The organism is Clostridium sp. (assembly GCF_036660475.1).
Lineage (GTDB): Bacteria > Bacillota > Clostridia > Clostridiales > Clostridiaceae > Clostridium_J.
Window position 1 is genome coordinate 23162 of record NZ_JAVXAO010000009.1, and the last position, 24938, is coordinate 48099.

The window sequence follows — 24938 nt, forward strand, 5'->3', positions numbered from 1 at the left end:
TTTCATTTTAAAATATTATTAAAACTGTTATGGATATTATCTCAACTTAATTAATATGATTACATCCCAACTCTTATTTAAAATAATTTATCTTTCACTATCTAACAAGTCCAATCACTACATCCAAAAGCTGATCAACTGTAGATATTACCTTTGCATTGGCTTGGAATGCATGTTGAAATTGCACTAGATTTATCGCCTCTTCATCAAGAGATACCCCTGAAGTTGAAAGTCTTCTCTCTAAAAGACCTTTTAATAGTGAACCTTGATTTTTAACAATTCTACTTGCTTCTTGAGATTGAACTCCTAGTTTGTTTATAGTATTTTTAAAGAAACTTTCAATCTTTGTTCCTGAAGCTATTGGTTTAGAAGTAGGAACTCCATTTGGTTTTACATCAAAATGTTCAGCTACAAATTTTGTATAATTATAGTCTCCTCCACCTTGTATTTTAGCAATATTTAAGGCATAATCCCTTAATCCTGCAATAGCCAAGGCTCTGTCACCATCTGTAGATCCTGAACCACTATTTGCACCAGTTTGTATCTTCATAACATCCTTTAATAAATCTGGATTTATAGTTATATTCGCGGCTGTAACATTCTCAAACTGCTGCTCAAATGTCAACCCTGTCTTACCAATAGTAGTTGAATCCACAAAAAATGGAACTTTTGGATCTATTCCTTCAGCATGGACAGCATTAACTGCAAATGCAATACTTTTTGCTAGCGTATTTACCTGATCTATATACCCATCTACATCCTTTGATACTGATTGAAGTCCACCTAATTCTCCTGAAGGTGGATTGAAAATATGCTTACTATTAATAGTTATAATCGGATTTCCAGCTGCATCTAAATTCCCAGTATTTGTCCCTGCAATACTTCCATCCTCATTTGTAATAATAACTCGGCCTTCACTTAAAGCTTTATGTTGCTCTGGTGATAATTTTATAGTTTGGGTTACTTTGTTCTTCTCGGAAGTTGTATCCCCATTTTTATAATATGAAACTTCATATTCTCCCGCTGTTGCTGTTTCTTTTATTTGACTAACATACCCTAATTTATTTACCGGTTCTGAATCTTTATTTTTAATGAAGTTAATTAAATCATTTCCTTCTGGCTTACAAGTTACCCCGTTTAAACTTTGACTTTTTGTATCTATACCAAATTTTGTACTAAGTTCATCTAAAAGAGCATCTCTTCTATCGAGCAAATCATTTGGATTATTCCCTGCTATAGTAACAGTTATAATTTCCTTATTAACTGAATTTAATTGATCTAATGTAGTATTGATGTCAAATAAACTACTTTGAATTTCTTGTATAGCGTTATTCTTAGTATCATCTAGTTTTTTATAAGTATGATTAATCTCATCCATAAGAGCTTTTGCCTTCTGTGCAACTACTGTTCTTGCATCGGACTTGTCTGGATTCTTTGAAAGTGTCTGCCACGCATCAAAGAACTGCGACATTAACTCTGATATACCCGTATCTGAAGGTTCGTTGAAAATCCCCTCAACCTGTGAAAGATACTCTTGTCTTACCCCATAAATTCCAAGATGAGAACCTTCTTTTCTAATTTGATAATCTAAAAATTGATTTCTTGTTCTCTCTATGGATACCATTGATACTCCTGTACCAATCTGTCCAATCCCACCAGCTATTGTTTGTGGTCTTGCTGTTTGAAGAACCACGTGTTGCCTTGAAAACCCTGGTGTATTCGCATTTGATATATTATGACTTGTTGTATTAATAAACTGCTGTTGTGCAAACATACCAGTCTTTGATGTATTTAATGTTGCAAATAATCCTGACATTTGTATCCTCCTTATCTTTTAACTTTTCCATATCCATTGTAAGTGGCTACTTCCTGTTTAGGCCCCACCATAGCTAACATGGAATTTGTATAGCTAAGACTCTGTTTTATCAAGAGCTCATTGCTCTCCTTTTGTATTATTAAATTATTTAAGCTATTAGTTATTTTTGAATAGACCTCATTAAGCTCATCATCCCCTAATGTTTCCAGTATAATCTTAATAGAGTTTTGTCCTATAAGGCCTCTTCTTCTACCTTCACTTCTAGCTAGATTTCTACTACAATCATCTATATCCTTAACTATTCCCTCAAGCTTAAATACATCTTGATTAACTAGCAATTCATGCTGAAATTCTAAAACATCTACAAGCGCATCTATAGTCGCTAGTTCCTCCTCCAATATACTTCTAAGCTGATTTTTCATCTATTGTCCACCTTTCATCGACTTATTTATTTTTTGAAGGTGCCTGCCATAGCCTTCGCTAAAACCTTTGAATCCACCGTATATGTGCCATTTAATATGTCACTCTTGATTCTTTCTACCGCCTCACTACTCACACCTATACTCTCATCCTCCATAGCTAACTTATTTAAGCTCTTGCCTACAGAGGACAACTCACAAGTATCCTTTATAGGTTCTTTAGCCAAATTAGAATTATTCTTATTTTCAACTTTCCCATTAGTTTTATAGCTATTTACGTACAGAGCGTGAATGTTTCCGTTATTAATTTTCATGATTTCACTCCCAACTAATTCTCTATAATGTTATAGTCGGTTACATATCCCAAAAGTTTATAGAAAAAAGAAAAAAGTCTTTATTTATAAAGACTTTTTACTCTTTCTTCTCCACTGGCAATTTCAGTGATTTTTACTCCGAAGTTTTCATCTACTACAACTACTTCTCCGTAAGCAATTCTTTTTCCATTAATATAGATATCCACTGGCTCTTCTGCAAGTTTATTTAACTCTATTAGTGATCCTCTTGAAAGTGCTAATATATCTCTAATATTTTTCTTGGTTCTTCCAAGTTCTACTGATAGTTCTAATGGAACATCTAGTATTAAATCTATGTTCTTAGGCATATCTGTAGTTCTAACCTCTTCAAGTTGTCTAAAGGATGCCTGTTTTACATTTACTGGTTCTTCATAACGCTGATTTGAACCTGAATTTCTATCATTACCGTAACTTTGATTCATTTCTCTTGATTGCATACCTCTGTCATTATACCCATAATCCATAACTGGTTCCTTTGGTGCTACTGAATTATTTATAGTAGGTTCTACATAAGCTGACTCAACTGAAGATGTGCTCATCGTAGATCCTTCTGACCCTTCTGTTCCCATCATGATACTTACTATTTTTCTAGCCGTTGGAATAGGCAATATTTGAACGATATTACTATCTACTAAATCACCTATTGTCATTCTAAAGGATACCTCAACAATTTCATCATCATTATCTATTTTTACAGATATAGCCTCTGTATTTTCATCACATATTGCAGAAATTGGTGGAGAGATATTAACCTCTCTACTAAACATAGTAGCCATAGATGTAGCTGATGAACCTATCATTTGGTTCATAGCCTCTTGTACTGCGCTTATTTCAAGCTCTGAAAGTTCCTCTGGTGGGGTTATAATTCCATCTCCACCCATCATAAGATTTGCTATAACTGCAGCATCCGAAATATTAATTATAAATAAATTACCACCATCTATTCCGCTAGTAAATTGTACATCTAGTACTACATTTGGGGTTTTAAAGTTTTTTCTTAACTTATTTAACGTCGTTATACTTATAGTTGGAGTTGTAATATTTACAGGCTTTCCTACTACTGCTGAAAGTGCTGTAGCTGCTGTACCCATAGATATATTTCCAACCTCACCCAGTAAATCCTTCTCTAACTCAGATATTACTTCAACCTCAGTGCTATCTGACGAACTACTACCACCATTTAATAGTGCGTCTATTTCTTCCTGTGAAAGAAATGAATTATCCATCATTCTCAACTCCCTTGTCCATATATTCAATTATTTGAACTGCTTTGTTCTTACCCTTAAGACCAGGCTTAGCCGCAAACATAAGTTCATCCTCCACATAAATATCTACAGTGCTGTCACAGCTTCTATTTAATGTAATAATATCTCCCGTAAATAAATTCAAGAAGTCATTTACTGAAATTTTTGTCTCTCCTAAAACAGCTTTCATGCCTACATCAACATTTTTTATCGTTCTGTTTATATTTTTCTTAGCTTCTTCTCCCTGACCTTCATCAACTGTACTAAACCAGTTCTTAATTACTAATTTGTCTAAAACCTTCTCTATACTTATGTATGGAATACATATATTTATAAATAAATTAGTGTTAAACATCTCTACCCCAAAGGTTATAAGTGCTACTGGTTCATTTGGTGCAAGAATTTGATTTAGTGAAGGATTTGTTTCCATACTATCCATAATCGGTTCCACATCCATCACATCTTCCCACGCTAATTTAAGTTTAGAAATCAGTGATTGGTTAATGTGTTTGATTATATTCTTTTCTATATCCGTAAGTTCCTTGAACTTAGGAATCTTTCCACCTTTACCACCTGCTAAAACATCATATATTCTAAGTACAAACTCCTCATTAGTCTCTAATATTATTTGTCCATCTAATGGAGGCATTCTAAATAAACTAAGAACTGTAGTTGTAGGAATAGAGTGTATAAACTCTTCATAGGTGATTTGCTCCACACTTTCTATTTTAACTTTAACATTAGTCCTAACCTGCGCCGTTAAATAATTTGATATAATTCTAGCATAGTTGTCATGTATAACTTCTACCGCTCTAATTACATCCTTTGAAAACTTCTGTGGTCTCTTAAAATCATAATATTTTATCTTTGCTATCTGTTCCTCTTTTTCAATATCACTTTCTGCTAAATCACCCGATGATAATGCAGATAATAGTGCATCTATTTCACTTTGCGATAAGGTTTCTGCCATATTCAACCTCATTTCTACCCATTGGGTCTATTGTAGTAGCTTATCAATATCTATCATTGTTATTATTTGATTTCCAATATTCAATACGCCTTTAATAAATGGTCTTTCTTTATCTTCATGAACTTTTTTTATAGTTTCTTCATCAACATTCATAACTTCTTCCACATGATCAACTGTTATTCCAACCTGTTCCCCATTAATCTCCAAAACTATAATATTGTTATTACTTTCATCACTTTTTTTCATACCTAGTATGAGATTAATATCTAATACAGAAAGTATACTTCCTCTTAGATTTATTAAACCCTTAATATACTTTTCTGATTTTGGAACTGTTGTTATTTTCATTAGTCCATTTATTCCTTGAACCTTGCTTGTTTCTACAGCAAATCTTTCATCACCTATGGTAAAAACCACAACTTGCACCTAAACTCCCCCTTAACCTAATACTTTTTTTATTGCTTCAAGCACTCTATCTGCTTGGAAAGGCTTAACAATAAAATCTTTAGCTCCTGCTCTTATTGCATCCATTACCATACTTTGCTGTCCCATAGCACTACACATAACAATTTTTGCACTTGGATCAAAAGCTTTAATTTGCTTTACAGCCTCTATTCCATCCATCTCAGGCATTGTTATATCCATAGTAACTATATCCGGTTTCTCAGATTTATATAACTCTATTGCTTTAAGTCCATTAGCTGCTTCTCCAACAACCTCATATCCATTCTTTTCCAATATATCCTTGACCATCATTCTCATAAAAGTCGCGTCATCTACAATTAATACTTTTGCCATTTTAATAACCTCCGTTAATTTAATCCTAATGATTCTAATATTTTTTCTAAAGACCCTGGCATAGGGATAAAGTAAAAATCCCCTTTTAATTTTTCATTTTCTTGAGTAAATCCTGTTTCAATATCCAGTACACAGTCATTAAACTGGCCTGCCTCAATAAAACTTGTGGACAAAACTGCTGACAGCATGTCCTTTGTTACCGCTGGCACCGATGGAAATAATCTTAAATTTGTCATCTGTCCTATTGCATTCATATAGGTGGCGAATATTATGTTTCCTAACTCTCCAAGAACTGAATACCCCATTTCATTTAACTCATCTACATCTTGTTCGCCAACTAATATTTCTGCTATCCTCATCATTGTGGTTGTGTCAAATACAAATAGTATATTACCTGGTGCTTCTCCAAGTACCCTTGCAATTACCGCATAAACTATGGTTTCTTCATCAACTCTTTCAAATATATCTTCCAGAGAAATAACATTTACCTTAGGTACAGATATCTGTATTTCTTTACCTAGAATCTGAGCCATAGCTGTAGCTGCATTACCAAGTCCAATATTTCCAATTTCTCTTAATGCATCTATCTGCAATTCATTAAATTCCATGGTAAATTCCCCCTAAATAAGTGCAGCTACATCTAAAATCAAGGTCACTAAACCGTCACCTAGGATAGTAGCACCAATATATTCTTTTGTTGATTTTAAAATATTTCCAAAGGATTTTATAACTATTTCTTTTTGTCCTAGTAAAGAGTCCACCACTAATGCAAATTCTTTTTCTCCCACCTTAGCCAGTATTATATACTTTTTGCCATAATTTTCACTCTCAATACCTAATTTATCATTAATTCGCACTAATTTAAATACTTTATCGTTATAAACTACAATTTCTTTATTATTAGTCTTTTTAATTTGCTTTTCATCATACTCCATAACCCTATCTATAAACCCTAGTGATATTGCCATGGTTTCTGTACCAACCTTTACAAGTAAGGATTGTATTATCTGAAGTGTAAGTGGTAACTTAATTATAAATGTAGTTCCCTTACCTGTTTCACTTATAACATCTACAGTTCCACCAAGACTAGAAATTTTTGTTTTAACAACATCCATTCCCACTCCTCTTCCCGAAATATCTGTTACTACTTCATTAGTACTAAAGCCTTGTGCAAAAATAAGGTTTTTTACATCGCTATCAACCATACCTTCAGTATTAATTCCCATCTTTTCAGCCTTAGCTTTTACTCTTTCTACATCAATACCATTTCCATCATCCGATACCTTAATTACAGCCTTTGTTCCTTCAGAGTACGCTGTTAATTTAATTTTACCTACTGGATCTTTCCCCTGGGCTATCCTTTTCTCCCTAGATTCAACTCCATGATCTGCTGCATTTCTAAGTAGATGTATTAGAGGCTCTCCAATTTCTTCTATTACAGTTCTATCTAGTTCCGTATCTTGCCCTTTAACCTCAAAGTCAATTTCCTTATCTAGCTCCATTGATAAATCTCTTATCATCCTTGGGAATCTATTAAATACTACATCTAGTGGTAGCATTCTTATTTTCATTACTAATTCTTGAAGATCTGTAGTAGTCCTTGCTACCTGCTCCAAGGTTTCATTAAGTTCTACAATCTTGTGATTTGCAGTTATCTGTTCTAGTCTTGTTCTATGAATTACTAGCTCTGATACCATATTCATAAAATTATCTAATCTTTCTAGGTCGACCCTTACAGATTGTCCAACACCCTTATTTTTCTGCTTTGTAGTAGTCTTTACATTTGTTTCTTGATTATGCTTCTTTGAATCTACTTGTGAAGCCATTGAATTAGTAGTCTTACTCATATCATTTACATCTACTACTTTTCTTGAACTTACCTTTTGAGTATTAGACTCAAGTACTTCTTTTTCTTTAATTTCAACAGACTGCAATTTTTCAGCCCCTGAACTAGTTACAGCTACTTCATCAATTACATCATTCTCATCTTTTTCAATAAATTTATTTATCTTGGTTTCATTCTCTTTAGCCACTAAACCACTTATATCATTTACTATAACATCCCTCATCTCTGATATATTGGTAACGGCATTGCTAATAAAATTTAATTGTTGTTGCGTTATAAATATTAAATCAATTTCGAAATCAAAATTCTCACTCTCTAAATCCTCTAAGTTAGGATTTGATTTTATTATTTCACCATATTCTTCAAGTGTTTGAAATAATATGAATGCTCTAGCTGACTTTAATATAGTTTTTTCATCTAGCTCTACATGGATGTGATAAGCATTAAAATTGTTTATCTTCGCTTCTTTTAAAATATCTAAATCATACTCATTTATATTCAAATTAAAGGATTCTAATTCTTTTTCCTTATCTTCATTGACAAAATCACTTGTAATTTTAACTGCTCCAACCGATTCCGGAACTTCTGCTTCTATATTTCTACCGTCAACACATTGTCCATTCGCAATATTTACAAGCTCTGTTATTATATGATCAACTTGAAGATTCCCTTCTCCTCCATCTGATATATCGGTTACCATAGCTTCAAGCACATCTAGACAACTAAATAAAACTGTTACAACTTCATGTGTTACTTTAATTTCACCATTTCTAAACTTTGATAAAACATCTTCCATCTTATGCGTTAGCTCAGCCATTCTTGTATAACCCATAGTAGCAGCCATACCCTTTATTGTATGTGCAACCCTAAAAATTTGATTTAATATCTCTATATCCTCAGAATCATTTTCTAGTATAAGCAATGATTCATTTAATAATTGTAAATTATCACTTGACTCTTCTAAAAACATGGATAAATATTGGGAAGTATCCATTTTAACCCTCCTTAATCTTTCTTGTAACCCATCTATTAAATAAGCTTTAAAATTTGTTTATCTAGATGCTATTGTTATATTAAAAAGTTATTTATCTAAATGTTAATACCATATTTCACTACTCTTTAAATCACAGTTTTTTATATATAAATGTTGAAAGTTTTTCAAAACCAAAGTCTTTGTAACCATATATACTCTCTGTAGCCCCTATAAATAAAATTCCACCTGGATTTAAAGATTTTGAGAATTTATTATATATTTTTTCCTTTACCTCATTGGTAAAGTATATAACCACATTTCTGCATATAATTATGTCAAAGCCACCTTCATATTGGTCCATTATAAGATCATGTTTTTTGAAGGTTACTAAGTCCTTAATTTCCTTATTTATTATAAATTTATTATTTTCACATCTAAAATATTTTTTTAATTGTGCTTCTGGTACATTTTTAATATCTGAACTTACATATTCTCCAGCTTTAGCTTTGATTAATATATTACTATCTAAATCCGTAGCCAATATTTTATGATTTACATTTGGAGTTAACTCTCTTAGCATCATTGAAACCGAATAAGGTTCTGCCCCTATAGAGCATGCTGCACTCCAAATTTTAAGTGGTCTTTTATAATTTAATTCACTTTTTATAAGAGTATTTAACTCTTTAAATATTTGCGGATTCCTATAAAATTCAGTAACATTTATTGTTACATAATCCAAAAATCTACCTCGAATTTCTTTGTCACTTTTAATCATTATCATATATTCATCTAAGGATTTAGCCCCTGTTCTAGTCATTAATGTGAGTATCCTTCTATGAAGTTGATTAGACTTATATGCTGATAAATCTATATTGAATTCCTTTAACGCCCACTCTTCAAATTTTGTAAAGTCCATTTCTTTATCACATCCTCAGTACTATATTAGTGATTTTTTTACTAATATCATAAAGTGGAATCACCTCATCTACCATATTAGTTTCATATGCAGCTTTTGGCATTCCATATATTACACACGTAGATTCATCCTCTGAAATAGTTATCCCTCCAGATTTTTTTATCTCTACGATACCATTAGCTCCATCTTTTCCCATTCCAGTTAGGATTACTCCTAATATATTTTCTTTATATACCCTAGAAGCTGAAATAAATAGTTTGTCCACAGCAGGTCTAACACCCCATATCGATGGCTCTATATTTAAAGATATAACATTTTTATCTACCTCCATATGTTTTCCCCCCGGTGCTACATAGACTACATTCTTCTCTATTCTCATACCCTGAGTTGCTTCCACTACCTTCATTTCAGAGAATTTATTCAATCTTTCTGCGAATGCCTTTGTAAATCCAGCTGGCATATGTTGCACTACAAAAATTGGAACATCCAAATTCCCTGGTAACGTTGTAATCAAATTAAACAATGCCTTAGGTCCTCCAGTAGAGGCTCCAATTACTACTGCTGAAACCATTTTGTTTTTAATATTATTTCTGCTACCAGTTCTAATGCTAGTTCTTGAATTTTTGTTGTTTGGCAGCTTACTTATACCTGCCAAGCTAACACTATTTTTTTCTACCACATCAATTTTTACTGTAGTTTTTATATCTTGTTTTCTAATATATTTAGTTCCTCTAATTTTTGAAACTAACATATCCTGAACCTCATTAATATTTAGAGATATTGACCCAGAAGGTTTTTGAACAAAGTCTGTTGCTCCCTGTGCCAAACATTCCATGGTAACTTCAGCACCATCACCTGTTAAACTACTAAGCATTATTACCTTGGCTTTAAGATTAAGTTCGATTATTTTCTTTAAAGCCTCTATTCCATTCATTTTAGGCATTTCCACATCCAAAGTGATAACATCAGGAACTTGTTTTTCTAATTTTTCTAAAAGGTCCAGTCCATTTCTAGCAATATCTATAACTTCCATATCTTCTTCCATATTTATCATATCAGAAATTATCTTTCTCATTAATGCCGAATCGTCTGCAACTATTACACTAATCTTTTGTGTCATATGTAATCACTCCAATCTAATCTTTATACAACCCTTATTCCTTGACCCACAGTTTTAATATGTAAATCTCCATTTTCAGTATCAAAAGTTATAGTTCTTCCTTTGTTTCCACCAATATCTTCAGCATCTATTGGTATTCTTTGTTCCTTTAAAATTTCTTTAACTGCCATACTATTTCTAGCACCTATATCCATATTTATTTTACTATCTGAGAAGTTAAACATAGCTGCTCCCCCAGCAATCTTTGCCCTCAGATTTTTTGCCTCCGCTCCATTATCTATTAATTCTTTAATTAAAATAGGTATTGCGAGATTAGCAAATTTTATTTCATTGGAGATCTTGTTAAACTTTAAGCTATCTGGCAACATAATATGAGCAAGACCTCCAATTTTATTTTTTTTATCTATAATTGCTATTCCAACACAAGACCCTAGTCCAATAGTCATAATTCTATCTGGTGCTTTAGCTGTTTTATAATCTGCAATCCCTACTTTTATTTCTTTATAATCCATATTCTATCCTGTAATTTTTTCTTTTTCTTCTTTTGAGAGTAGTTCATTTAGGTTGAGAATTAAGATAATATTGCCTTTATCTTTTATTAATCCCTTTATATATCTTTTTGATATATTTGAAGATATATCAGGAGTTTTTTCTAATTTATCTGCACTTACAGTGATTACTTCATTTACTGCTTCAACTATTACTCCTATAGATTTATCACCATTTCTAGCTACTATTATGGATCCTTTTTTTTCCTTGCCATCGCTACCTAATATTCCAAACTTTTTGCCTAGGCTAATCACCGGAAGTATACCTTCTTGATAATTAATAACTCCTTCTAAAAAACTCTCTGAATCTGGAAGCTTAGTTGGCTCCTCATAATTCAGTATACGCTCAACATCTGTAATATCAGCTGCAAAGCATTGATTTCCTAATCTAAATATAAGTAATTTGAATTCTTCTCCCAATTTTACCACTCCTAAATTTTAAACTTGTCCACAACTAAATTTCTTTCTTTATTTATATATACATGAACATTTTTACAACCTTCATCTAATATTGTCATTGCTTCTCCAACTATGAACTTAGTGTTTATATGAGCTACATCACAGTATATATGTCCAGTTTTACCAACTGATAACTCTGTGCTAACGCCTGAGCTTGAACCAACGGTTTTAGCCCTTATTTCATTTACAGCATATACTTTTCCACCTCTAAGTTCCGATTGTCCATCTCCTGTAAAGCAAACACTATCCTCTGCATGTATATAAGATTTATATATACCCTTACCCTCTACTATCAAGCTTCCCGAGCATTTGATATTACAATCTTGTATATACCCAATTGTTGCATTTGATTTAATATCTGTCATATCATTTATACTTGAAATCTTTTCATCTATTAACTTACTTATTACTTGCAGTTCTTCAGCCTTGCTTATCAATATATAATTCCTTGTAACATATTTTATCCTAAGTATTTTAAACACTTTATTGTTTTCATCGTTAACTTGCCCCATTATCGTCAACAACTTTTTAATTTTCATATTAAAGTCTTTAAATTTACTTTCTATAACAAGCTTTATTATTTGCCCATCTGAAACAGAAACCTTTAACCCTTCATTATTTTTTATAGCTAATACTCCACTATATATTTTCTTAAAACTCTCAGAAACCTCACTTAAACTTTTCACATAATCCCCTAGTTCTGAAACTTCACTTATAACTTTAATATTAGAAGAGATTGCACTGCCTTTTATATTTAAATTCCCTTGAGACCAAATTTCACATCTAACTGCATTGCCATTAACTACCATAGAATTACCAGCCTTAACCTTCATTCCCTCTTTTATGTCTCCACCAACAACTACATCCCCTATGAAGTTAATGTCCCCCGTTGATATATCAACATCACCTATGACGTTATGCAAATTATTAACTTGAAAAATGCACCCCTTAACCTGAGGTCTTCCTTCAATTGTAGCCACAACAGTATCCTTATCCGAAAATTTACAGCCGGTTTTTACCATCATATCCTTTACTATTCTCTTTGGCGGTGACACCGTCTGAGAAAATAAATTAATTCCAACAGTTCCATCTTTTCCAACTGTGCGTTTTGCAAGAATTTGATTTTCCTTTACACTGGATATATTCCCTATGGATTTAAAGTTTACATTGCCATGTTCATCTGACTCAAAACTTCTGCTCCCACATTCAAAGTATATATCAAGAGTATCGTCTACTGGATTAATCGGTTCTCTACCTCTTGCTACAACTAAATCAACAACTTCAGACATCTGCAATGTAGATCTTAAAGCCTTAATATCTATTCCATATATTATACCCTTAGCCTTTAGTTCTCGTAAAATTTCATCTTCTTTAAACCTAGGTGGAAATTTTTCTTCCTTTACTTTAGCTTTTAATACAATTGATTTTTTTTCTTCAGTATCTTCAAGCTCATATGTTACTTTAGGAGAATATTGTATTGATATTGTTCCTATCATTTTATCTTCACTGATATTAATATTAAGCAGTCTTTCGCTATTGCTTTCCTCAAAGATAACTTCAATGCTACTTTGTGAATTCACTTTCGCTCTTTCTGCAACCTCTTTTCCATCTACCCATAATCCAATACTTTTATCCTTTATAATCCATGGTTCTTCAGAGTTATTAATATCACTTGTAATAATAATCTTTCCATTTACCACTTTTGCAGTTCCTGGGGAAATATTTTCTTCCATATTACCACCCCTATTTTCAATAAGTCTATGTTTTAATTAACCGTTAAATGATAAGATACCTTAATCACCCTTGTATTATCCCTTAGCCTTTATAATTTTTTTCATATCCAAACAATTTAGCTGAGCTAACATGAAGTCTTATCAACGGATTTTAAATCATAGCTTAATATTTAAAAACATAAAAAAACAATACTAAAATATACTATAATATATTATCGTATTGTTCCTGCTATACTTTACTATTTAATTGCCTTATAATTTTTTAAATTTTCTTTTATTTTTATGTCAAATTGATTTTTTATTTTATATATGGTATCTATAATTGATGAGTATTCAATGATTCCTTCAATTTCCCTTATGGGCAAAACGTTAGGAGATGTTCCTGATATGAAAAGTCCGTCCACCCCTTTTATATTGTCATAATTAATATTTTCTTCTTTAACCTTTAGATTAAGTTCTTTACATACTTTTATTATCTGTTCTCTCGTTATACCTGGAAGTACTCCATCTACTGGTGCTGTAAATACTTCATTTCCCTTAACCATAAATATATTAGATTTACTTCCTTCAGTGATATTACCTTCATGATTCACCAAAATAGCTTCATAACAATTACTTTCTTCAATTTTTCTATTCACCTTTTCTCTGAAAGAATTATCAATAACCTTAGCATTAGGATTATTGCGTTCACCAAAGTATAAAATCGTTTTAACTCCCTTCCTATACATCTCTTCAGTTGGATAGGAATGTTTTATAGAAAACATAAAAATATTTTCTTTATTAATCACTATCTTAATATTTCCATTCTCAACATTATTAGAGTTGATCAAATCATCCACAATTTTATTAACTCTATCCATTGTTATTGTTTTACTTTCCTTTGCTAATTCCAAGGATTTTTCAAATCTTAGTAAATGCTCTTTTAAAAATATTGGTACTCCATCAATAATCCTAATAACCTCATATATACATTTACCGTCTACCACATATTCTTCATTAAATTTTTCACTCGCGTAAACATGATCATTCTTTATAAAATATTCATTAATGCATGATTCCATACCTATCGCCACCTTAAAATTTCTAAATCATGAGTTTTTTTATAGTTAATCAAATATCCTTTTCCAACTAAATTAAGAAGAGGCAAATCCGAAAGTGAATCTGAAAACATATATGAATTTTTAAAATCGACCTCTATATTATCCTTTTTCAGTTCTTCTTTAAGCCTTCTAACCTTTTCTTCACCCTTACAATTTTCACCCACAACCCTTGGAGTAAACACTCCATCATCCATATTAAATTTTGTTCCTATAACCTTATCTACACCTTCAATATTATAAAATTCACTTACATAAAATTCAGGAGATGCAGAAATAAGGTACACCTTATATCCATTTTTCTTAAAATCCTTAATTGCCTTAATTCCGTCCTCATACAATATGTTTGAAATCTGATTTTTATAGAAATCCTTAACTAAAGCTTTTAATTCTTCTTCCTTAGTTCCTTCTAAAAACCTCAAAAACTTCTCCTTGGTTTTACTAGCATTATAAACCTTAATGCCGTAAAAAAGCCCTGTAACTATATGAGAAGGTAAATACCTTAATAATTTTTTATCACGCTTAACCATATATTTATATAATTCCATAGATGTTTCTTTTCTTGTCAAAGTATAATCGATATCGAATATAGCCAACTTTTCCATTTACTATCAACAACCCTCTTTTTTTAATTATAGATTTCAAATTATAAATTATAATTTATAATTTGAAATCTGTATCTTCCGTTCTTTAAAAATCCTTAAGGATCTTATCCTAAATTTTTAATTCTTAATTTTAAATTGTAAAAAGCCGCTATTAAATAGCAGCTTTTAATTTAATCAAATTAGTTTTCATTAGTCTCATTTGCAATTGTTTCTTCGTAGTATGCTCTTGCTTCATCATACTCATCATCTTCTGGAACAACTAATTCTCCAACTTCATCGTCTCCAACTACTTTGAATAAGTATATTGATCCATCATCTGGATTTTGAACTAAAGCATATTCGTTTTCTTTGAATAAGAAACCATCAACGATTTCACATGAAGTTACATTTCCTTCTTCATCTTCTAATTCAACGAACATTGATTCGTGCTCTCCACATCCACAACCACAACCTTCTTCTTCGTGATCATGACCTCCACAACATCCTTCGTGAGACTCTTCGTGATTGTGTCCTCCACAACATCCTTCATGAGACTCTTCGTGGTTGTGTCCTCCACAGCATCCTTCATGAGCTTCTTCGTGGTTGTGTCCTCCACAGCATCCTGTTTCTTTTTTATCTTCACTATGACCGCAACATTTATTTCCCATATTAATTGCCTCCTTAAATAATTTTTCTTTACAAGTAATTTTCCTTTTAATTGTACCCTTAAATCTTAAATTTTAGAAGGGTTTTTAAAATAATTTTTTGTTAAAATTTTAAAAAAAGCTGACAATAGGTTGCCCTAGGTCAGCTTTTCATGTTTTTTTGTAATATAAAGTATTATTTTAGATTAACTATATTATTGAGCTGCAAGTTTTTTATAGCCTGCTAATCTCTCTTTAGCATCTTCCTCAGTCTTAACAAATAATTCTTCTGCTACTTCTGGGAATAATTTTTGAAGTGATGCATATCTTACTTCACTTAATAAGAAATCTTTAAATGATTCTGTTGGTTCTTTAGAATCTAATGTAAATGGATTCTTTCCTTCATCTTTAAGATTTGGATTGAATCTGTATAGACCCCAATATCCACAAGCAACAGCTTTCTTAGATTCTAATTGAGTTGCACCCATTCCACCTTTAATTCCGTGGTTAATGCATGGAGCGTAAGCAATTATTAAAGATGGACCATTGTATGCTTCTGCTTCTCTTATAGCTTTAAGAGTTTGAGCTTGGTCAGCTCCCATTGCTATTTGAGCAACATATACATATCCATAGCTCATTGCCATCATTCCAAGATCTTTCTTCTTAGTTCTCTTACCTGAAGCTGCAAATTTTGCTATAGCCGCAGTTGGAGTAGATTTAGAAGACTGTCCACCAGTGTTTGAGTAAACCTCTGTATCAAATACAAATATATTTACATCTTCTCCTGATGCTAGAACGTGGTCAACACCGCCGTATCCGATATCATAAGCCCAACCGTCTCCACCGAAAATCCATTGAGATCTCTTAACGAAGAAGTCTTTGTGTTTGTATAATGCTGCCATTGATTCACAACAATCTTTATTTGCTTCAACTAATGGAAGAAGTTTTTTAGTTGCTACTTTTGAACCTTCTGCATCATTTTTATTTTCTAACCATTCATTTAAAGCTGCTTTTAATTCATCATTTGAAGTTTTTCCTGCTGCTTCAATTACTAGGTCAGTAAGTTTTTCTCTTAATTGGTTTGATCCTAAGAACATACCTAATCCATACTCAGCGTTATCTTCGAATAAAGAGTTAGCCCAAGCTGGTCCTTTACCTTCTTGATTCTTAGTATATGGAGTTGAAGGAGCACTTCCTCCCCAAATTGAAGAACAACCAGTAGCATTAGCTATCATCATTCTATCTCCAAATAATTGAGTGATAAGTTTAGCATATGGAGTCTCTCCACATCCTGCACAAGCACCACTGAACTCTAAAAGTGGAGTTTCGAATTGGCTTCCTTTAACAGATGCAACACCTAATAAGTTTTCTTTTTTAGGCATTTTAACTGTGAATTCCCAAGGACCTTTTTGATCCATTTGAGTGTCAAGTGGCTTCATAACTAAAGCTTTTTGTTTAGCTGGGCAAACTTGTGCACAGTTTCCACATCCAACACAATCCTCTGGAGATACTGACATAGTGAATTTCATTCCTTTGAACTGTCCACCTTTAGCATCTGCAAGCTTTATAGCTCCTGGCGCAGTCGCAAAATCTTCTTCTGTTCCAACATATGGTCTTATTGTAGCATGTGGGCATACATAAGAACATTGGTTACATTGAATACAGTTCTCTGGTATCCACTCTGGTACGTTAACAGCTATACTTCTTTTTTCATAAGCTGCTGTTCCGTGATCAAAAGTACCATCTTCTCTTCCTGCGAATGCACTTACTGGAAGATTATCTCCCTCTTGTCTATTCATAACTTCAACTATATTTTTTATGAAGTCTGGTTTTTCTACGTTAGTTGTTTTTTCCTCAACTGCATCTTTCCATGAAGCTGGAACTTCAACTTTAACTATAGCATTAACTCCTGCATCTATAGCGTCGTTGTTCATTTTAACAACTTTCTCACCCTTATTACCATAAGAGCTTTGAACTGCATCTTTAAGATATTTAATAGCTTCATCTACTGGTATTATTTCAGCTAATTTAAAGAATGCTGCTTGGCAAATCATGTTAATTCTTCCACCAAGACCGATTTCTTGAGCAACCTTTACAGCATTTATAGTGTAGAACTTAATATCATGTGCTGCAATGTATTTCTTCATAGCTGCAGGTAAATTTTGCTCTAACTCTTCTTGATTCCAGATACAGTTTAATAAGAATGTACCACCTTCTTTAATTCCTGCTAATACATCATAGCTATGAACATATGATTGGTTATGACATCCAATGTAGTTAGCTTGGTTAATTAGGTATGGAGATTTAATTGCTTTCTTACCAAATCTTAAGTGAGACATTGTTACCCCACCAGATTTTTTAGAATCATATGCAAAATATGCTTGAGCATACATATCTGTATGGTCTCCTATAATTTTAATTGCACTTTTGTTAGCTCCAACTGTACCGTCAGATCCAAGTCCCCAGAACTTACACTCTACTGTTCCTACTGGTGTAGTAGATATAGTTCTTGTAATTTCAAGTGATGTATTTGTAACATCATCTATAATTCCTATAGTGAATCCATTTTTAAGATCTTTTTCATTTAAATGATCAAATACTGTAACGATTTGAGATGGAGTAGTATCTTTTGACCCTAATCCATATCTTCCACCTATAATAACTGGTCTTTCAGCGCTATCATAGAATGCATTTCTTATGTCTTGGTATAATGGCTCTCCAGCTGATCCTGGCTCCTTAGTTCTGTCAAGTACAGCAATTCTCTTAACTGTAGTTGGCATATGTTTGAAGAAATGAGTTAATGAGAATGGTCTAAATAAATGAACTTTTAGTAGACCTACTTTTTCTCCTTGAGCTGTTAAGTAATCTATTGTTTCTTCAATAACGTCACATACAGAACCCATTGCAACAATTATTCTATCAGCATCTGGTGCTCCATAATAGTTGAAAGTGTGGTAATCTGTACCGATTTCTTTATTGATTTTTTCCATGTAGTTTTCTACAACATCTGGTATTGCATCGTAGAATGGATTTGCTGCTTCTCTAGTTTGGAAGTATACATCTGGGTTTTGAGCTGTTCCTCTAGTTACTGGATGCTCTGGGCTTAAAGCATTGTTTCTGTAAGCTTCAACTGCATCTTTGTTTAGGAAGTTACCTAGAGTTTCATAATCCCAAGTTTGTATCTTTTGTATTTCATGTGATGTTCTAAATCCATCGAAGAAGTGTAAAAATGGTACTCTTCCTTCAATTGCTGCTAAGTGAGCAATTGGAGCTAAGTCCATAACTTCTTGAACACTATTTGTTGCTAGTAGAGCAAAACCAGTTTGTCTTGCTGCCATAACGTCTTGGTGATCTCCAAATATTGAAAGTGCTTGAGACGCTAACGCTCTAGCAGTTACATGTAAAACTCCTGGAAGTAATTCTCCCGCAATTTTATACATATTTGGTACCATAAGTAATAGTCCTTGTGATGCAGTAAATGTAGTTGTTAATGCACCTGCTTGTAATGAACCGTGAACTGCTCCAGCAGCTCCTGCTTCTGATTGCATTTCCATTAATTTTAGTTCTTGTCCAAATACATTTTTTCTTCCTTGTGCTGCCCATTCATCACAGTGTTCAGCCATTGGTGATGACGGTGTGATTGGGTATATTGCTGCTACATCAGTATATGCATACGCTACGTGAGCTGCGGCCGTATTACCGTCCATAGTTTTCATTTTTCTCATTGTAAGCAACCTTCTTTCTTTTTTAAATATTTTAATTAGCAAAATCATAATACCAATTTAAATTGTTAAAATGCTATCACGAATTTACTTATATTTAGCATGTGTTAAGACGCTTAAACTTTCTATCCATTAATGATAATGTTTAACACGCCTCTTACACTTAAATTATACCCTAATTACAATAAATTTCAACCCTTTAACTCGAACATACTTTGTTAATTTAAAAATTATCCATCAATTCACTCTCTTCTGAATATTTTGGAACATAAATGTTATAATTTTTAAATTTCAATTCCTTTGCTAGAGATTCAATATTTTCACCCTCTCCATGCACAATAAATATTTTTTTAGGCACTGAATTCATACTCTCTACCCAGTTAATTAATCCCTTCTTATCAGCATGACCCGATAGTCCACCTATATAATGTATCTTTGCTTTAACTTCTATATTTTCACCACCAATACTAACTTCCTTATCTCCCTTCAAGAGGTTACTTCCAATACTTTTATTTCCTTGGTAAGATGTAATTATAATTCCACATTCACTTCTTGCTAAACTATTTCTTAAATGTTTTGATACCCTACCTCCATCATACATACCACCAGCAACTATAATCACAGCTCTTGACTTAACACTATCCAGCTTCTGTGACTCTTCAGTACTTTCAGTAAAGTGGAGACCTTTAAATTCCATAGGGTCATCGCCCCTCTTTATAAGTAGTTTCGCATCTCTATCAAAATAATCCTCATATTTTCTAAATATTTTAGTTATATTTGAAGCCAATGGACTGTCAACATAAACATTACATCCTTTGATTTCTCCACTTTCAATAGCACTATTTAACATATATATTATTTCCTGAGTTCTTCCTAATGAAAAACAAGGTATTATAAGGTTTCCTTCCCTATTCATAGTCTCTCTAACAATTTCTAAAAACTTAGGATAATTATCTTCTACCTCATGAATTTTATTACCATATGTACTTTCAATAATTAAGAAATCACCTTTAATATGATTTTGAGGATCATTTAAAATATCCTTGTTTATATTTCCTAAATCCCCACTATATATAAGTTTATTCCATTTACTTGCATTGACTTTGATTAAAATTTCACATATTGCAGATCCAAGTATATGCCCAGCATCTTTTAAAATTATTTTTATATTATCTTCAAGAATAATTTCCTCACCATAATTATAAACAATAAACTTATCTAAAGCTGCATTCACATCTTTCTCCTCATATAAAGGAATTAAAGGTTCTAGATTTTCCTTCTGCCTTGATAAATTATTAAAATATGTTTCTTCACCTTGAATTTTAGCTGTATCCTTTAAAAGATATTCACATAAATCCTTAGTTGGACTCGTACAAATAACTTTCCCCTTAAACCCACGCTTAAATAGTAACGGTATTCTTCCACTATGGTCCACATGACTATGGGATAATACTACATAGTCAATTTCTTCAGGATTAAAATCAAATACTTCATTATCATATTTATTTGTATCATGACTTTGAAATAATCCACAATCTAAAAGTATATTTTTATCATCAACAGTAAGTAGATGACATGAACCTGTAACACATTCCGTTGCACCCAAAAATCTTAATTTCACCATAATATAAATAATCAACTCCACTTCATATTTAGCCATGTCTTTACTTACTATTATGTACATATTCAATAGTATTTATTTTTGCAAAAATAAATACTACACCAACAATTTTGTCAGTGTAGTATTACTTATTATCATTTACCACTTATCATTATTCATCACTACTTATTACCACTCATTACTATTTATTGCTATATTCCTCTATAAGAGTGATTATATTAGAAATACTATCTCTTTGAGTACTATTACTCATTTTCGATATATATATTTCCTTATTTGCATTTAAAGCTTCTACTTTTTCTAAAAGCTCCAAAGCATTTAAATTTTCTTCTTCTATAACTACGCTATACCCAGACTTTTCAAAAGCTTTAGCATTTAAAATCTGATCCCCTCTACTAGCCTTCGCTGATAATGGTATCAAAATATTTGGCTTTTTAAGTGCTAAAAGTTCAAATATAGTATTAGAACCAGCTCTTGAAATTACTATATCCGCTAAGTTCATTAAATCTGATAGCTCGTCTTTAATATATTCATATTGAACATATCCCTCTGTTTTATTAAAATTTCTATTTAAATTTCCTTTTCCACATAAGTGTATTACATTAAATTTTTCTAACAAATCTTTTAAAGATTCTCTTACGCATTCATTTAAAATTCTAGATCCTAAACTTCCTCCAGTAACTAATATTACTGGCTTTTTATCTTTGAATCCACAAAACTCCCTAGCTTTTATTTTACTTCCACTAAAAAGTTCTTCTCTAATTGGAGAACCTGTAAGTACAGCCTTCTTCTTATTAACATGTTCCATGGCCTCTTTAAAAGTCACACAGATTTTTGTAGCATAAGGCATGGCTATCTTGTTTGCAAGCCCTGGTGTAATATCCGATTCATGTATTATTATTGGTATTCTATTAAAATAAGCTCCTAAAACTACTGGTACCGATACAAATCCACCCTTTGAAAATACTATATTAGGTCTTTCTTTTTTAAGTATAGCTTTGGCATCAAAAACGCCCTTTATAACCTTGAATGGATCTGTAAAATTCTTAACATCAAAATATCTTCTAAGTTTACCACTTGATATTGTATGATATTTAATTTTCTTTTCTTCTATAAGCTTTCTTTCAATACCATTCTCAGTTCCTATATATTGAATTTCATAGCCTAATTCCTTTAACCTTGGCATAAGCGCAATATTAGGAGTAACGTGTCCCGCTGTTCCTCCACCTGTCATAATGATTTTTTTGTTACTCAATTTAAAATCCTCCTAGATTAACATAGTAAAAACTAATTTTATCTCAAAGCCAAGTGTTCCTTACTATGTGAATTTCACATTACACTAGCTATATTATCTTTCTTATTAAGTTATGCCACAGATGCCTGTAAAAGTAAAGACAAAATGATAATTTTACATGAATATTAATACAATATAAGTAAATTACTCTGAATCTTTCCTTTGTTTCCTTCGTTTCTCTTAAATAATCTTTTTATATCCGGGTACAATACTATTATCACAACAAAGGAGGTGAAAACAAAATGACAAACAACAAATCTTCAAACAACCCAGTTGTACCTGAAGCAAAAGCTGGATTAAACAAATTTAAAATGGAAGCTGCACAAGAAGTTGGCGTTAACTTAAAAGAAGGATACAATGGAGACCTAACTTCAAAACAAGCTGGTTCTGTCGGCGGACAAATGGTTAAGAAAATGGTTGAATCTTATGAAAAAAATCTATAATTAACATTTGTAAGTAGCATGTGGTAAATTTATTATTTAAGAAGTTGACAAATGATTTTAAATAATAAGGGTTTCAAATAGTATGTTTGTTAACTTCTACTAACTTAATTTTAGAGGAGGAATGTAAAATGACAAGCAAAAGTAGATTATTAGTACCAGAAGCAAAAGCAGGTTTAGACAGATTTAAAATGGAAGCAGCTCAAGAGGTTGGAGTTAACTTAAAAGAAGGATATAATGGAGACTTAACTTCAAGAGAGGCTGGATCAATCGGCGGACAAATGGTTAAAAAAATGGTTGAATCTTACGAAAGAAATTTATAGAATAAATTAAATCTAGTAAATATTCTAAGTAATAAGTAAACCCCTAAATGGAGAGAGGCACCAATCGGTGCCTCTCTTTCATTTTAAGTTAGAATCTAAATCTTCATTTAGTTATTAGAACTCACTCGTCTAAATTTATATGAAGATAAGTTTTCTTTAATCTAAATGCATATGAAGATCAGCTTCCCTTATTTAGACACTCTAATATTTTTAACTTTAAGTTGTATACTTCTATTTCCCATAAATTCGTTAATATCAGGCTGAAATAACACATCTAAAAATAATCCTTCTGGTTTCATTAAATGACTTGTAAATCCATCACCATAAACTGATCTAAGTATATCCTCAACCTCTTCTTTTTTATTAAAATATAATCCATCAATACTTCTATCCGTATCTTCAACACTAAATCTAAATTTTACATGCTGCTGCTCACTACCTATAAACCTTATTCCATTAACCTTTACCCTAATTGATCCAAGGACAGGTCCCGGATTTCCCTTTCCAAAAGGTTCAAGTAATTCAAATTCATTTACAACTACCTCATCCACATAATTTAACTTTATAGGTGAATCCACCTTAATTTTCATAGCTAAATCATTATCATCTAATTTGCAATTTTTATTAATAAGTTCTCTAAATTTCGGAATATTATCTTCCTCTATGGAAAGTCCTGCCGCCATAGGATGTCCTCCAAATTTATAAAGAAGTTCCTTGCATTTCAGCATTTCTTCAAACATATTATACTCATCAATAGATCTTCCAGATCCCTTAGGCATTTCCTTACCCTTAGTTAATACGAAAGCTGGTCTACCATACTTTTCTTTAACTCTCCCAGCCACAATCCCTGCAATACTCTCATGAATATTATCCTTATAAACAACTATTACTTTATCATTTATCAAAGAACTATTTTCTATATCATAACAAACCTGTTCCACACTCTCCGTCGTTAAATCTTGTCTTTCCTTATTAAGATTAAACACCTTTGTAGAAATTTCATTTGCTAAACTTTCATCCTTACACAGCAATAACGCCAAAGACATCTCAGCGGTTTCAAGTCTACCTGTAGCATTTATGCAAGGTCCTATATTGAAGCCCACATTATAACAGCTAACCTGTTCTTTAATTCCTATAATTTTTTTAAGGGCAATAATCCCCTTATTATTAGTATTGGATAGAATTTTAAGCCCTTCCTTGGCAATGATTCTATTTTCATCTACCAAATCCACCACATCACAAATAGTTCCAATTGCTGCAAACTCCAAAAGTTCACTAGTATCATCCATAGACTTATTCAAAGTCTTGTATAGTGCCAATGAAAACTTATATGCAATTCCAGCTCCACAAAGAAGTTTAAAAGGATAATTGCAATCAGATCTCTTAGGATTTACTAAAGCATCACTATTGGGTAATATAACTCGCCTTTCACCATCTGCTTCTTCAAAAAGCAGTTCATGGTGATCTGTAATAATAACTTTTAACCCAAGCTCCTTAGCTCTTTCAACCTCTTTTATAGCAGATATGCCATTATCACAAGTAATTATAAGATCATAACCATCACTTGCAATAGTCTCAACCCTAGAAATGCTCATACCGTAACCTTCATTTTCTCTATGAGGTATATGATAATCTACATTTCCACCACAATTTTTAATAGCAGTATACAGAATAGCAGTACTAGTAACTCCATCCGCATCATAATCCCCATACACCATGATCTTTTCATCATTATTTATAGCCTCAACCATAATATCTATAGCTTTATCCATATCCTTTAGCAAATATGGATCATGAAGATTGTTCAAAGAATTATTTAAAAAGCCTTTAATCTTCTCCGAGCTATCAAACCCTCTATTAATTAACACCCTAAGTGTAATAGGTGTAATCTTCGTATCATTATATAATTTATTTATAACATCCATTGAACACTTTGTTTGCTTCCAAATTGTTTTCAAATAATCACCAACCCTTTTTTTCAATGTAAAATATAATTCATAATTCATAATTTTTAATTT

23 protein-coding genes are annotated in these 24938 nt (G+C 32.1%); 2 read left to right on the forward strand and 21 right to left on the reverse strand.

The annotated features are described in order from the left end of the window. Nucleotides 1-97 precede the first annotated feature (97 nt). The 20 genes from flgK to RSA29_RS12730 form a co-directional block, all read right to left on the reverse strand. Entirely contained in the window at nucleotides 98-1816 is a 1719-nt protein-coding gene (gene flgK / locus RSA29_RS12635) for a flagellar hook-associated protein FlgK (protein WP_346943560.1), read from the reverse strand. An 11-nt stretch (nucleotides 1817-1827) separates the two neighbouring features. Continuing rightward, nucleotides 1828-2238 (reverse strand): flagellar protein FlgN, encoded by a 411-nt coding sequence (locus tag RSA29_RS12640; RefSeq protein WP_346943559.1) that lies wholly within the window; start codon nucleotides 2236-2238, stop codon nucleotides 1828-1830. Nucleotides 2239-2264: 26 nt separating this feature from the next. Next, nucleotides 2265-2549, reverse strand: coding sequence for a flagellar biosynthesis anti-sigma factor FlgM (locus RSA29_RS12645; protein ID WP_346943558.1), 285 nt, complete (start codon nucleotides 2547-2549; stop codon nucleotides 2265-2267). Nucleotides 2550-2629: 80 nt separating this feature from the next. Beyond that, nucleotides 2630-3814 (reverse strand): flagellar motor switch phosphatase FliY, encoded by a 1185-nt coding sequence (gene fliY / locus RSA29_RS12650; protein WP_346943557.1) that lies wholly within the window; start codon nucleotides 3812-3814, stop codon nucleotides 2630-2632. Continuing rightward, a complete protein-coding gene (fliM, locus tag RSA29_RS12655; RefSeq protein ID WP_346943556.1) occupies nucleotides 3807-4802 on the reverse strand; it encodes a flagellar motor switch protein FliM in 996 nt (331 codons plus the stop codon). The genes fliY and fliM overlap by 8 nt, the downstream gene beginning before the upstream one ends. Nucleotides 4803-4829: 27 nt before the next feature. Continuing rightward, the gene (locus tag RSA29_RS12660; protein WP_346943555.1) at nucleotides 4830-5228 is read right to left on the reverse strand and encodes a chemotaxis protein CheW; all 399 of its coding nucleotides are present in this window, start codon (nucleotides 5226-5228) and stop codon (nucleotides 4830-4832) included. Nucleotides 5229-5240: 12 nt separating this feature from the next. Then, nucleotides 5241-5600, reverse strand: coding sequence for a response regulator (locus RSA29_RS12665; RefSeq protein ID WP_346943554.1), 360 nt, complete (start codon nucleotides 5598-5600; stop codon nucleotides 5241-5243). A gap of 14 nt (nucleotides 5601-5614) precedes the next feature. Then, a complete protein-coding gene (locus RSA29_RS12670; protein WP_346932594.1) occupies nucleotides 5615-6208 on the reverse strand; it encodes a chemotaxis protein CheC in 594 nt (197 codons plus the stop codon). A 12-nt stretch (nucleotides 6209-6220) separates the two neighbouring features. Continuing rightward, nucleotides 6221-8440, reverse strand: a complete 2220-nt coding sequence (locus RSA29_RS12675) for a chemotaxis protein CheA (RefSeq protein WP_346943553.1) — start codon at nucleotides 8438-8440, stop codon at nucleotides 6221-6223. A 130-nt stretch (nucleotides 8441-8570) separates the two neighbouring features. Continuing rightward, on the reverse strand, nucleotides 8571-9335 hold the full coding sequence (locus RSA29_RS12680) for a protein-glutamate O-methyltransferase CheR (RefSeq protein ID WP_346943552.1): 765 nt from the start codon (nucleotides 9333-9335) through the stop codon (nucleotides 8571-8573). A gap of 7 nt (nucleotides 9336-9342) precedes the next feature. Further along, the gene (locus tag RSA29_RS12685) at nucleotides 9343-10455 is read right to left on the reverse strand and encodes a chemotaxis response regulator protein-glutamate methylesterase (RefSeq protein WP_346943551.1); all 1113 of its coding nucleotides are present in this window, start codon (nucleotides 10453-10455) and stop codon (nucleotides 9343-9345) included. Between the two features lie 23 nt (nucleotides 10456-10478). Beyond that, on the reverse strand, nucleotides 10479-10967 hold the full coding sequence (locus RSA29_RS12690) for a chemotaxis protein CheD (protein ID WP_346932590.1): 489 nt from the start codon (nucleotides 10965-10967) through the stop codon (nucleotides 10479-10481). Nucleotides 10968-10970: 3 nt separating this feature from the next. Beyond that, nucleotides 10971-11423, reverse strand: coding sequence for a chemotaxis protein CheW (locus RSA29_RS12695; RefSeq protein WP_346943550.1), 453 nt, complete (start codon nucleotides 11421-11423; stop codon nucleotides 10971-10973). An 11-nt stretch (nucleotides 11424-11434) separates the two neighbouring features. Next, complete coding sequence (locus RSA29_RS12700) at nucleotides 11435-13195, reverse strand: flagellar assembly protein A (protein WP_346943549.1); 1761 nt, start codon at nucleotides 13193-13195, stop codon at nucleotides 11435-11437. Between the two features lie 239 nt (nucleotides 13196-13434). Then, a complete protein-coding gene (locus RSA29_RS12705; protein ID WP_346943548.1) occupies nucleotides 13435-14256 on the reverse strand; it encodes an aminotransferase class IV in 822 nt (273 codons plus the stop codon). A gap of 2 nt (nucleotides 14257-14258) precedes the next feature. Next, nucleotides 14259-14897 carry an HAD family hydrolase gene (locus RSA29_RS12710; RefSeq protein WP_346943547.1) on the reverse strand — a complete coding sequence of 213 codons (639 nt, stop codon included), beginning with the start codon at nucleotides 14895-14897 and terminating at the stop codon, nucleotides 14259-14261. Between the two features lie 179 nt (nucleotides 14898-15076). Beyond that, complete coding sequence (locus tag RSA29_RS12715; RefSeq protein ID WP_346932585.1) at nucleotides 15077-15544, reverse strand: DUF1292 domain-containing protein; 468 nt, start codon at nucleotides 15542-15544, stop codon at nucleotides 15077-15079. A 191-nt stretch (nucleotides 15545-15735) separates the two neighbouring features. Then, nucleotides 15736-19245: a pyruvate:ferredoxin (flavodoxin) oxidoreductase gene (nifJ, locus tag RSA29_RS12720; protein ID WP_346943546.1), complete on the reverse strand. Its 3510-nt coding sequence runs from the start codon at nucleotides 19243-19245 to the stop codon at nucleotides 15736-15738. Between the two features lie 220 nt (nucleotides 19246-19465). Next, complete coding sequence (locus RSA29_RS12725; protein WP_346943545.1) at nucleotides 19466-20926, reverse strand: MBL fold metallo-hydrolase; 1461 nt, start codon at nucleotides 20924-20926, stop codon at nucleotides 19466-19468. Nucleotides 20927-21044: 118 nt separating this feature from the next. After that, the gene (locus RSA29_RS12730) at nucleotides 21045-22118 is read right to left on the reverse strand and encodes an undecaprenyldiphospho-muramoylpentapeptide beta-N-acetylglucosaminyltransferase (protein ID WP_346932582.1); all 1074 of its coding nucleotides are present in this window, start codon (nucleotides 22116-22118) and stop codon (nucleotides 21045-21047) included. 281 nt (nucleotides 22119-22399) lie between these two features. Between RSA29_RS12730 and RSA29_RS12735 the strand changes: the two genes are divergently transcribed. Together RSA29_RS12735 and RSA29_RS12740 are read left to right on the forward strand one after the other, a co-directional pair. Then, nucleotides 22400-22600: an alpha/beta-type small acid-soluble spore protein gene (locus tag RSA29_RS12735; protein WP_346932581.1), complete on the forward strand. Its 201-nt coding sequence runs from the start codon at nucleotides 22400-22402 to the stop codon at nucleotides 22598-22600. A 128-nt stretch (nucleotides 22601-22728) separates the two neighbouring features. After that, nucleotides 22729-22920, forward strand: coding sequence for an alpha/beta-type small acid-soluble spore protein (locus tag RSA29_RS12740; protein ID WP_150845035.1), 192 nt, complete (start codon nucleotides 22729-22731; stop codon nucleotides 22918-22920). A gap of 188 nt (nucleotides 22921-23108) precedes the next feature. Here the strand turns inward: RSA29_RS12740 and recJ are convergent, their stop codons facing one another. Further along, complete coding sequence (gene recJ, locus RSA29_RS12745; RefSeq protein ID WP_346943544.1) at nucleotides 23109-24926, reverse strand: single-stranded-DNA-specific exonuclease RecJ; 1818 nt, start codon at nucleotides 24924-24926, stop codon at nucleotides 23109-23111. Nucleotides 24927-24938: the final 12 nt, after the last annotated feature.